Source organism: Flavobacterium sp. FlaQc-49, from assembly GCF_044005985.1.
Taxonomy (GTDB): Bacteria; Bacteroidota; Bacteroidia; order Flavobacteriales; family Flavobacteriaceae; genus Flavobacterium; species Flavobacterium cupriresistens.
This window is the reverse complement of the sequence record NZ_JBIPCS010000006.1, coordinates 231611-244488: the sequence shown is the minus strand read 5'-3', so window position 1 is coordinate 244488 and position 12878 is coordinate 231611. Positions and strand designations below refer to the sequence as shown.

Sequence of the window (12878 nt, the reverse complement as noted above, 5' to 3'; positions counted from 1 at the left end):
TGCTTTGAAGACTCTAAAAATGCCTTATCGGCCCGGGCATTTAAACAAAAAAGGGTTACACCCAAAGATTTTCGGTTAGTTCTTCTTTTGTAGTTGTTTTTAAATCTCTGACAATTTTTCCGTAATCAAATTTTACAATTCGGTCTGCAAGATGAAAATAAGCATCGTCGTGTGTCACCGCTATTATTGTTTTTCCTTCTTCTTTAAGTTTGGGGATTAATTGTTCGTAGAAATATTTTCTAAAATGAGGATCCTGATCCGCAGCCCATTCGTCAAGTACCAATACCGGTTTTTTCTCCAGTAAAGCAAAGATTAACGACATACGTTTACTTTGCCCTTTAGAGAATCTTCTTCTGGCGGATTCTTCTTTGTCGTTTTCAACAACTCCGTTTAGTTGCATCGTTTTTAGCAATGCGGCATATTCCTCATTGTTTTCAAGCTGGTAATCATCATAGTTATGAGAGAACAGGTGATTGTCTGTAAATACGGCCGAAATTAAACTTTGTGTTATTTCGGTAACGTCTGCTTTCTCTTCTCCATTCATTAACATAGATCCTCCTGTTGGCTTGTATAAACCGGTAAGCAAATTGATAAAAGTACTTTTACCGGATCCGTTACCTCCTACTATAAATATGGTTTCGCCTTGTTGTATGTCAAAATTGATTGGTCCTGAAGTAAAGGATGCCGATTCTTCATTTTCATTATGGTACGAAAATGTAATGTCTTTAAAACTTAACGATTGAAAGTCCTGTTTTTCCTTGGAATTGGAATTGTAGGTATCATCCACAATTTCAAAATCATTAATAAACTTTTTTATTCTTGCGTTGGCTACCATAAATCGGGTATACATTTGTTGCAAGTTGATGATGTTATTGATTGGCCCGGATATAAATAATATAATCACCACATAAGAAATCACGTCTGCTCTTGACAGCAGTCCCATTTCCGGAAGTATAAACAGAATTACGGCTACAACAAAATACAATCCGTATTGGCTTATCAGATTGATGGACAAAAAGATATAATTAATTTTAAAATCCAAGTCCATAGATTGGTTTCTGTTTGGAATCAGAAAATTATTCATAAGACTTTCTCTTCTGAAAAAACTTAGTTTTAATTCTTTAAATCCTTTCATTACATCGTCTACAAATTTGTAATAATTCTCATTATACCCTCTTAATTGTGCTACTTGTTTTGACATGGATTTCATGACCATAAAATAGCATCCGGCAACCAGCACAATAAGGGCGATCACAATTAAGGCAGAAAGTGTGGAGAGCGTAAACATATACACCAAACACAACACCAGCATTAATAACGAATTTACCGTATGGGTTACCGTATAAGGCAGAAACGAAAAAGTACGCAAATCTTCTACTGCCGTAAAAAAACGCTGGGAACCCAGTTTTTCAAGCCTTTGCAACGGTGCTTTTAGTATCTGCGAAAAAATATGTTTTTCGTTGTCATAAAGCAGTTTAAAGGAAAATTTATTGAGTTTTTTTTGAAAAATAACATTCAATAAATAACTGTAGACTATTATGGAGACAAAAACGATTCCCATATAATTTTTAAGGAAACGCTCATTTCCAGCCAATATGTTATTAATAATATAGACTATACCAAAGCTTAAAACGGTATTTGGAATGGCATACAGTAGAAGATAAACTATTTCTTTAGGTTTTAATTTTAACATTTTTAAAGTTGTTTTAATCTTAATTATTACATTTTTAACTGCTCACTATTGACACATTTTAATAGTACGCTTGCTATTTCTTCGGGATACTCGTGTATAAAAAAATGGTTTCCCGGTAATACTTGACTTTTAAAGTCGGCATTCGTATAATTTTTCCAATTGTCAATGAGATGAGCCTTTTTTTCGCTATCCCCCATTATGGCATGTATCGGGCAATCTATTTTAATGTTTTGCTCTATAAATCCACCTTTTTCCAACACTTGAAAGTCTGCTCTGATAATAGGGCCAAAGAAATCGAACAACTCTTTGTTTTCCAGTACTTCCTCAGGAATGCCGCCCAATTCTCTAAGCACCGATTTAAATTCGTCATCCGGCAAGCTGTAGCGGTCTCTTTTTATTTCGACTCCCTCTTCATCAAATACTTTTAATCCCGGTCCGGCATTACCGGTGGCCACAAATTGTAATGGAGCATCATTTTCCTGTTCCATTTCTTTTACGACTGAGAATCCCAATGTGGCTCCCATACTGTGTCCGTAAATGATGTAAGGCTCGTTATTTCTTAATTTTTTTATTTGCTTTACGTAATCCTGTATCGCTTCTTTTTTATTTAATAACAGATCCTCATTATATCTTTTACCCCTGCCAGGGAGTTCTAAGGCGTAAACGCTGATCTCTTTGTCCTTTAATTTTCTTTTCAAAAAATCATAGGAGTAACAATTTCCTCCGGCAAAATGGAGTAAAAATAATTGCATATCGTTATTTTATATAGTTTAAGGAAACAGCTTCCTTGTTTCTAAAAATTAAAATTATCTGGCTCTGTCACTCTCAGCTTCTCCTGACGAAGTGTTATCGTAATTAACCTTTTTCAACTTCCCAAAATTGTAGGTTAATATTAGTCTGTAATAGTCTGTATTAAACGTTCTGTCAAATTCTACAACAGTTTTACCCACCTCGTAATTTCCAGCCGATTTATCTTTATGAAAAATATCGTTGGCCATCAGTTTTACTTTTAAAGCTTGATTGAGGAAATTTTTTTCTACGCCCAAAGTAATAACAGAACGATTTTTTCGGTAATAGAGACCATCGTTTTTATCTCCTAAATACCAGCCTAATAACTGTATTTTAAGTACTTTTTTAATATCAAATTGATTACTGGAATAAAAATAATAGAGCGGTTTACTCTCTTTTAAACTAAAAACGACATTATCGGATGCTAGCTTGTCATAGCTTACATTGACTGTATTCATAGAGGTCCACCAATCATTACTGTAGGGAATAGAAACGGATGCAAAATAGGAATTAAGCGTAGATAGGTTTACCGTTTGTAACACATATGAATTAGGGTTACGTCCTTCTAATGCTACTGCTGAAATTGGATTTACGGTATAGTTGTACCCTGCTTTAAAATTATATTTACTTACTGAAGCCGACATTTCAAACGAATGCGTTCTCTCGGGTTTTAAATATGGATTCCCTTCAATGGTTGTAAAAGCGTCCTGATAAATAATCGAGGGATTTAATGCCTGATATCTTGGTCTTGTTATTCTGGAAGAGTAAGAGGCTCTTAATTGTACTTTATCGGACACTTTCATGTTCAAATAGGCACTTGGAAACAGGTACACATAATCTTCCTCTTTTTGGATAATGGTATTCAAATCATATTTAGTGTACTCACTTCTTAATCCGGCACCGTAATTTGTTTTTTCATTAATTTCTCCGCTAAAATTTACGTAAGCAGCTGTAATTATCTCTTCGTATTTAAAATCATTTGATAGTTCATCGTCAGGAGCAAAGGGATCACCGTTTTCAGAAACATAAAAATCCGAAACAGATTTGTTTCCTACGTTACTGAATTTTGCTCCGAAGTCCAATTTACTCTTAGTGTTAAATGCTTTTGTATAGTCAACTTGAGTACTAAAGACATTAATTTTATGGTTTATTTTATTGTTTAAGCTTCTATAGGATTGCTGACCGTTCAGGATGTTATTTTCATTAATAAAATCGTCTGTTTCAGAATCAAAAAGAGAGTATTGCATCCCGGCAAAAAACGAAGTTCCCAAACTGTCTATTTTTGCATTGTAATTGGCAGAAATAGAATTGTTAACGGTCATAACGTCATTATCAATTTTACTTTTAAAATTACCGTCTGTTGTATTAGAAGTGATACCGTTTTGGCTTTTGGTAGTTCCGCCCAAACTGTTTGAATATCCGCTGTACTCAACCGAGACATATTGTTTTTCATTAAAATCATATTGTCCTCCAAGCGTATAGTTCGAGAAATTTTTATATTCTCTTTCCCAATCTGTCTCTAATTTTGATTTAAAATTGTCTATTTCTTTCGGTCTTTCTCTGCTTGTATGTAAAACTTCTCTGGTTTCTCCAAGCAACAAACCATAAGCTCCCACTAAGGATAATTTATTTTTTTTGTAATTCAGATTCAGATTCGTGTTTGAACTTGGAGAAGAAAAATCCGATACGGTATAATACTGATTGACTGAACCTTTGTATCCCTCCTCAAAATTGGCTACCGTAATGACATTGATAACTGCTTTACCTTCGGCATCGTATTTTGAAGAAGGATTAGATATAATTTCTATTTTCTTTATTTGAGCGGCAGAAATAGCAGCCAATCGTTCACCGGTTATTTGTACCCCGTTCAGATAAATAATGGCTTCCCCTTTTCCAAAAACAGATACTCCATTTTCAGCGACAATAACATTAGGCGATCTCGAAAGAATTTCGTTTACTGAGGTACTTGTTGCCAAAATAGTATTGGCGACATTTACTTCTACTGTCCCATTTGATTTATTCCTAAATAAAGGAGCTTTTGAAACCACTCTTACTTCATCCAGATCAACAGTCGCACTGCGAATCATGATTTTACCCAAATCAATTTTTGAATTCGCACCGTATTTTACATGAAAGATGGTATCCTTAAATTTTAGTGAAGTAAGCTTTATTAAAACTTCATCATGATTTAAATCTGACAATACAAAAGGCTCGTCAAAAAAACTAACTCCTTTGATAAAACTTGAGTCTTTAACAGCTAATGCGACGGCATTTCCCATTAACAATTCATTTTTAGAATTTACGACCTTTCCCGTTATGGTATTAATTGACTGAGCACTAACTAGCGTTGAAATTAATAATAGTTTAATTATCAATATTTTTAATAAATCTTTTTGTTTCATTTTTATTTACAATGTTTATGCAGTTGTATTATTCTATAATTAAATTCTCTTCGAAAGTGAAGAATTGATTTTTCATACCTTCTTTTATGATATTCCCGAGATACTTTTCTCTGTCGTATTGTATTGTTAACTGCAGTTTGTTAAGGTATTCCCTCGTTGCTGCCGAAAAAACAACAAAGTCATTTTCGTTTTTGTCGTATGCTCCGTATTTATTATGTCCGATAGTAAAATCTTTGGAATCTTTTTTAGTTTCTTCGATATAATCTCTAAACGTTTCGTCATCTAATTTTGTAAAATATACTTTGTTTGTTTCGAAAGCGTTAATTACATTTTCTATAGTGAATTCATTCTCATAATTTAAATGAAAAGTATCCAGAATTTGATTTTCAACAAGGGAAAGTTGGCAAATAACACGAGCCAAAACGTCTACAGGAATCAATTTTATGTTGGCTTCTGCTTTCAAAAATTCATCAGAGTAACTTGCAATTTTAGAAAGTGTCAGTAATTTTAAATACATGAGGTTTTTATTCATATCTCCCTGTAAAACACCATTGACATAGTCTCCTCCTACATTCGAAAGACGAAAGACGTTTGTCTTAATTGAACTTTCATTATTTCTGATATATCCTTCAGCCATCAGTTTAGAGCCCATATGAATAAAATGAGTCGTATCTTGCCCTAAGTTTAGATCCGTTTCATAAAATGCTTTTATTTCTTCAGGCATTGATTTTCCAACTATTCCAATTGTAGAAACATAATTAAAGTATTTTACACTATTTGAAACCGACCAATCAAAGATGTTTTTTGTACCTACGTAATTTATATGTTCTTCGAGATTTGGCTTTCCAACAAAAGAAGGGGTTCCCGCTACGTGGTATACTGCATCTAATTCTTTTAATAAAGAGATTCCTTCTGCATTAAGCATCAAATCTTTTTGACTTAGGTCACCAACTACGACCTTGATTCTTCCATGGTTGTTTATATTGAAATTCTTTTCGAATACCTTCCAAAATCTGTCATTCGCTTGTTTAATATCTGCCCCTCTGACTAAACATATTATGTTAAAATCAGTAGTTTCTAATAGCTCTTTGGTTAAATATGACCCCACCTGTCCTGTAGCTCCGGTAACTAAAACATTTTTACAGTCAATTTTTTTAGGCATTTCGCCCTTTTGTATCTCATTGATCAAAGAGTCATATTCTTCCTGTCTTATTTTTTGAGGTTTTATAAACTTCTTTTCATCGCTTTTTTCAAGAACCACTAGTTCATTCATTCTTTCAAATAGTACTTCTGCAATCTTTTTTACAGTTGAAAAACTAAATATTTCCTCGTAATTAATATAAGCTTTCTTGAATTCTTTTTCCAGTTCTGCTAACATATCCAGTCCGGTCAAAGAGTCACCTCCTAAATTGAAGAAATCATCATTTTCATTTATTTCATCTTCTATTTCCAAAATAGTTTTCCATATTGCCTTTATCTTACTTTGTAGTTCTAAAAGACTGTATTGATTCGTTTTTTTCTGTTTCTCTACTAATTCTTTTTTCTCAATTGCATCTTTTTCAGCACTAATTACTGGCATTGTATTTTTAGGCCAAAATCTTTTCGTTTTATAAATTGGCAAATGAAAATCGTGCAAAAACACAGATGGGTTTTTAGTCTTTAACGGGTTTTTATCTGCTCTTAACGCACTCTCATACAAGACAAATCGATCTTTTTTATTTAATCTTCCATTTATATATTCTACCTCTTTCTTATTTTCAAATTTTAAAAAATGATCCTCTTTACAGAAATTAATAATTATCACTTTTTCTTCTCCATGATTCTTAGAAATATATTCATTGAATCCTGCATAATTGAAATCATTCTCATTCTCCTTTATTAAATTTGGATTTTCAATTATTGCTTGAGGAGATAATTCATTGTTTAACATTTTTTGGATAATTCCATCGCCCTTTTTACTTATCACGCGAACATTATTTTCTAAAACAGCTAATAAATACTTGTATAAAACGTATTGAAATAAAACGCTTATCGTTTTACTCTCCTGCAAAGTTTCAGGTAAATGCTGCTTCCCAACATACTTATCCCAAGATGATTTTATAAGTATATTTTCCTCAAGAATTTCGTTTACTGTTTCAATATCATAAGAAATGAGCTCTAAATCCAGTAACATATAAGTACTTTTTGATGTTACAGTACTTTCTTCCGGACTATTAAGTTTAGCTATAAGCTCTGCAGTATTAGAAAAGGTTAATGCCGTTTTATATTTAGCATTCTTATATATTCCGTTTATTTTAGTACTAAAACTTGATAGATTAACCTCTTTATTATTTTCAAGATGCTCTACTATATACCTTTTTAGATCCTCTAATCTCGGTTTTGTATTCTCGCTTAGTTGTATGAAATTAATTTGGGAATTAGAAACTGGGAGTGGATTCTTTTCTTGATGAGACAATACCATATGTATATTGGTACCTGTTAGTCCATAGCTGCTAACTCCTCCTATTCTTTTTCCGTTGTTAGATTCCCAATATTCAGATTCTCTTTGTACTTTAATTACACTATCCTCTTCATCTATATGTTCATTTGGTGTTGTAAAATTTGCTTGTGCAGGGATAATCTTGCTATTCAATGCAACAATTAATCTTAACAAACCAGCCATACCTGACATCGTATCTAAATGTCCTATTTGAGCTTTAATTGAGCTTATTTTACAATTAGATTTTACTATTTCTTTTTCAGTAAATGCTTCATTAATTCCACTAAATTCTATCGGGTCACCCAATATGGTTCCCGTACCATGAGCTTCAATAAATTTTATATCCTCAGGATTTATGTTTGCATTTTCCCATGCTTTTATAATAACATCTTTTTGTGCCTCTACACTAGGAGCCGTAAGACTCGATATTCTTGCTCCTCCATGATTAATAGCACTACCTTCTATCGTGGCATAAATTGTATCTTTATCTTTTTCAGCATCTTCCAACCGCTTTAAAACCATAAAAATAATTCCTTCTCCATTTAGCATCCCGTCAGCGTCCTTATCAAATGGCCTACATTCGCCTTTATTTGATATTACGACAAAATTTTCAGCCCTTTCTTTTGATATAGCACCTAATTTTACACCTCCAACTATGGCCATGTTGCATTCTTCCTGTTTTAAAGCTGAGCATGCATTGTGTATTGAAACCAAAGAAGAAGAGCAGGTTGTATTTACAGATACAACTGGTCCCCTTAGATCCAAGAAATTTGCCAGGCGCGTTGCTTCAATGCCCGGAAGCGCATCAAAAAAATCATACTGCCCACCTAAAAAGTTTGTATACTGTGAACTTGCTGTAGAGAAAAAGATTCCAGTATTTGATTGTTTAATATCATTTTCTGTATATCCGGCATCATAAAATGCTCTGAGGGCATACGACATGAAAAATCTATGCTCTGGAAACATTTTTGTTGCCTCTCTTTCTGTTACATTGAAATACTCGTTGTCGAACAGGTCTATTCGTTTCAAGAAACTTCCAATCCCCATCTCTACAGGACCAAATTGATTGTGAATATCTTGTAGTCTTTCCGAAGACAAAGCTCCAATACTTGTTTCTTTATTTTTTAATGATTGGGATAATTCAGACCAGTTTTTAATTCCCGGCAATTCAAATGAAATTCCTATAACAGCTATTGATTTGTTCATTATATGTAAACTTTTTAGGTGTTTTGTATGATTCTATATAAAACTTATGTCTCTATTTTTAGATTAAAACTTTAAGACATCTACATTTTCTTCAACCTCTTCTGATTCATTCAACTCTTGATTTATAGCATAAGAAAGGTCTTCAATTGTATTATATTTAAACAAATCAATAATACTTATCGAAACATTCATTTTTTTCTTCAAAAGACGTCTAAGCCTCACAACATTTAGAGAACTACCACCAATTTCAAAGAAATTATCTTTCACCCCAATTGGAGTTCTGTTCAGAATTTCTTCCCAGATTTCAACTAATTCTTTCTCAGTATTGTCTCTTGGTGCTAAGTAATCTATCTTCGATGTCAATTCAGACTGGTCAATATTCAAAAGAGATTTCTTATTTATTTTACCATTAGATGTTAGTGGCATCTTATCTATTTGCACGAAATAAGCAGGTACCATAATTGCAGGTAAACTTTTCATTAAAAAATTTCGCAATTCTGAACTATTCTGTTCGCTTTTTGAAGTAACATAAGCAATCAGTTCTTTATTACCGTCATTTAATTCTCTGTCAATTACGGCAACTTCATCAATATCTGATTTCTTCGCAAGTTGATATTCGATTTCTCCTAATTCTATACGATGACCTCTTATCTTAACTTGTCCATCTTCTCTGCCAAAAAACTCAATCGTTCCGTCTGGTAACCATCTTGCTAAGTCGCCGGTATTATATATTTTTTCACCTTTATCAAAAGGAGAATCTATAAATTTTTCCGTAGTAGTTGTTTCTTGATTATAATATCCTCTTGAAAGCCCTTTACCTCCAATATATAATTCTCCTTTAACATTGATAGGACATAACTTTCTTTCCTTATTCAATATATAAATACGGGTGTTAGCTATTGGTTTACCTATGCTGTTCTCTTTTTCAGATTCTACTTTACAGAAAGTTGACCAAATAGTTGTCTCTGTAGGACCATACATGTTATAAATAGTTGCATCAGTCAGTTCAAGTGCTTTCTTCTTTAATTTCTCTGAGAAAAACTCTCCTCCAACAATCAAATTCTTAATCGATTTCAAAAATTTGTGAGATTCTTTATCCTCTATTAAAGCGCTTAAATAAGAAGGCGTTATTTGCATGGATGTTATACCTTGATCTTTAGAAGTATTTCCTTTTGAATTAAATTCATTTTTCAACTCCGTTAAATGAGTCAATCCTTCCATTACCTTTTCATTTTCTATTCCAAAATCGATTAAACAACCTATTTCTGTAACGCCTATATTATGAAGGCTATTAAGTATTTTTCTACAATTTTCTTTTGTACCAAAAAGAGCAGAAGTATTCCAATATCTTTCAAAAACCATTTCTAATAAGTCTTCTAATTCTTTTTCTTCAATAGTAGTTTCTTCAACTACTAATCCGTTTAAAAGATTTTTTAGCAATCCTACGCTTGATCTTAAATAGTTTTTAAAAGGTTCTTTCACTATTTCCTTTATACTATCCATGTCATTGCCCACATAGGCATGAAGCATTACTGTAATTTTGGCTTTTTCTACATCATGTCCATTATTCACCAATTCTTCTTTATAGGCTTTTATGTTTTTTTCCAAAACTTTGATATCTTGCCCCAAGAGATGTGTTAACAGATTAGCTCCAATTTTACCTGCATTTTTAAAAGTTTCTACACTTCCTGAAGAAGTAATCCAGATTGGAATTTCTTTTTGAATTGGTTTAGGATAAATATTTAATTCAACTTCATTTCCTACCCCATTAATTCTTTTAACAGAACTCCCTTTCCATAAGTCTTTAAGCTCCTCTATTTGGTCAAACATAATTGAATGACGGTTTGTATAATTTTCAGGTTTAAACACAAAATCATCTGCATGCCAACCTGAAGCTATTGATAATGCGACTCTACCTTTCGATAAATTATCAACAACCGACCATTCTTCAGCAACTCTGATGGTATCATGAAGAGGTAAGACCACACTTCCGGAATGTATTTTAATATTTTTTGTGATCGTTGCTATAGAAGCACCTAATAGGGACGGATTTGGGAATATCCCTCCAAACTCATGAAAATGTCTTTCCGGAATCCAAATCGCACTAAAATCATTTTCATCTCCAAATCGAGCAGAATCCATAAGGAGTTTATATTTATCATCTCCATCAGCATCTTGACTTGCAAAATAGAACAAACTAAAGTCCATTTTTTTATCATTCTGAAGAAGATTATCAAAATCATAAAAATCTAAATTATCCTGCTTAATTGTAGTCTTTATACCATTACACAAAGTCCAGAACAATTCTAATATTGAGATATCAAATGATATTGATGTTACCGCAAGTAAATGATCTGATTCATTTATTTCCAGAGCGTCATTCATCCCTAATATAAAATTTGTAAGGGCTGTATGTTCAATCATTACCCCTTTAGGTTCACCTGTTGAACCAGAAGTGTAAATCATATAGGCCAGACTATTTTCATCTATAGACTGTATGTCGTATTTAGTAGCATATTTCTCTTTTTCAATAATAAATTGCTCAAGCATTTTAGAATCGATAATGATTTTGCAGTTACTATTTTCCTCCATATAGGCGATACGGTTTTCCGGATAAGTAGGGTCAATTGGTACATATGCTCCTCCTGATTTCCAAACCGCCAAAATGGTTATAACTAACCATTCACTTCTATGTAATTTAATTCCAACTAAATCATCCTTATTTATTTTATTGCCTTCATTTAAATAATTAGCAAATTGATTAGAAATAACATCTAACTCTTTATATGAATACACTTTATCATTGATAATTAAGGCTTCTTTTTCAGCATTCTTATTAAGCTGTTCTACAAATAAATCAATAACCGATAAAGAGAAATCAATTTTCTTATCTGTTTTATTAAAGTCATTTATTAATTTTTCCTTTTCTTCCAAAGGCAAAATACTGTTGCTATCTATCTTGTCTGAAGGGGAGTTCAAATAACAATCTACAAGCTGTTCAACAAACTGATGAATTTTATCTAATGTAATTCCGGACTTAATCTTTTTCATCAACCTGTATTCAAAAATCAACAACTTGTCTGTTGATTCAATTACATTTAAATCTAAAAATGTATTGGTGGCTTCATATGATTTTAATTTAAGACTTCCGTTTTGATCAAACTCATTAATTCTAGATTCCGGAACGGACATTTCTCCATATACATGGAAATCTATATAGTTGAAAATAACATCAAAAAATGGGTTTTCGGTTCCTACTCGTTCTCCTGTTATTTTAGAGATTTCATATAATGTGGATCTTCCTTTTGTTTTTAATTCGGTTATCTGAGCCTCAATCCCTTTAAGGTACTCTAACCAAGTAGCTCCTTTAAAGTCTTTAAAATCCATTTTTACCGGTATCGAATTTAAAAAACATCCCAAAATCTTTTCTCCATCTTCCTTAACCGGTCTGTTATTCGATATTAACCCTACAACAAAATCTTCTTCTATTGTCAGCATACTCAATGCATAAACATAGGCTCCAAATAAAACATTTATATAAGTAAGTCCATCTTTTAATGATCTTACTTTAATTCTTTCAACCATTTTTTGATCAAATTCTCTTCGAATAACATCAAAAATAACTTCCTCAGATTTTGAAAAAATATCTAACCTTTTATATTCTTTTAATTTCTCTTTCCAGTAATTAATTGTGTTTATATTCGTTTTTTCAGCTATTTCTTCAACTACTGCATCTTTAAAAGTAGTTTTTAGCATTTGAGGTTTGTGGTTGATGTCTACTTCCAGTTGAAAATATAATGTGAATAATTCAGCATTAAAAGAAGCCAAACTCCATCCATCTAAAATAGCGTGGTGAAATTGGAATATATAGATACTATTGTTCTCGTTAATATTAAAAACATTAATGCGCCACAAAGGGGCCTTTTTGAATTCAAAAGGTCTTTTAAGCTCATTCTTCATAAAGTCCTTAATGAAAATCTCCTGGTCTTTAGCGTCTTTTGATGTTATATCTTCAAAAGTAACATCCTCTACAATTTCACTATAAACTATTTGTACTTCGTCACTGTAATTATCTAAATCGAAAGCTGTTCTTAAGATAGAGTGCTTTTGTACCATTAACGAAATTGCTTTCGAAAAAACATCAGGGTTGATTTTTGGTATGTGAAATACAAACTGATCATGATATATCGTTTGCTTATCATTCATTATTGATAGTAATACCATTCCCTTTTGTATATCTGTCATCGGATATACATCTTCCATTTTACTTTTTTCCATTTTTTATTATATAATTTAAGTTGTTAATTTT

The 12878-nt window shown here is 32.3% G+C and carries 5 protein-coding genes; all 5 read right to left on the bottom strand.

Features of this window, described 5'->3' with window-relative positions:
* Positions 1-55 precede the first annotated feature (55 nt).
* Complete coding sequence (locus ACHRV3_RS14445; protein ID WP_047773439.1) at positions 56-1693, bottom strand: cyclic peptide export ABC transporter; 1638 nt, start codon at positions 1691-1693, stop codon at positions 56-58.
* Between the two features lie 26 nt (positions 1694-1719).
* Complete coding sequence (locus ACHRV3_RS14440) at positions 1720-2445, bottom strand: thioesterase II family protein (protein WP_395435091.1); 726 nt, start codon at positions 2443-2445, stop codon at positions 1720-1722.
* Between the two features lie 54 nt (positions 2446-2499).
* Complete coding sequence (locus ACHRV3_RS14435) at positions 2500-4761, bottom strand: outer membrane beta-barrel protein (RefSeq protein WP_395435092.1); 2262 nt, start codon at positions 4759-4761, stop codon at positions 2500-2502.
* A gap of 151 nt (positions 4762-4912) precedes the next feature.
* Positions 4913-8569, bottom strand: a complete 3657-nt coding sequence (locus ACHRV3_RS14430) for a beta-ketoacyl synthase N-terminal-like domain-containing protein (protein WP_395435093.1) — start codon at positions 8567-8569, stop codon at positions 4913-4915.
* 63 nt (positions 8570-8632) lie between these two features.
* A complete protein-coding gene (locus ACHRV3_RS14425) occupies positions 8633-12847 on the bottom strand; it encodes a MupA/Atu3671 family FMN-dependent luciferase-like monooxygenase (RefSeq protein WP_395435094.1) in 4215 nt (1404 codons plus the stop codon).
* Positions 12848-12878: the final 31 nt, after the last annotated feature.

Excerpts from the sequence above, each read along its gene's own strand:
- ACHRV3_RS14445 (WP_047773439.1), bottom strand. The coding sequence starts at position 1,693 with ATGTTAAAATTAAAACCTAAAGAAATAGTTTATCTTCTACTGTATGCC.
- ACHRV3_RS14425 (WP_395435094.1), bottom strand. The coding sequence starts at position 12,847 with ATGGAAAAAAGTAAAATGGAAGATGTATATCCGATGACAGATATACAA.
- ACHRV3_RS14440 (WP_395435091.1), bottom strand. The coding sequence starts at position 2,445 with ATGCAATTATTTTTACTCCATTTTGCCGGAGGAAATTGTTACTCCTAT.
- ACHRV3_RS14435 (WP_395435092.1), bottom strand. The coding sequence starts at position 4,761 with ATGGGAAATGCCGTCGCATTAGCTGTTAAAGACTCAAGTTTTATCAAA.
- ACHRV3_RS14430 (WP_395435093.1), bottom strand. The coding sequence starts at position 8,569 with ATGAACAAATCAATAGCTGTTATAGGAATTTCATTTGAATTGCCGGGA.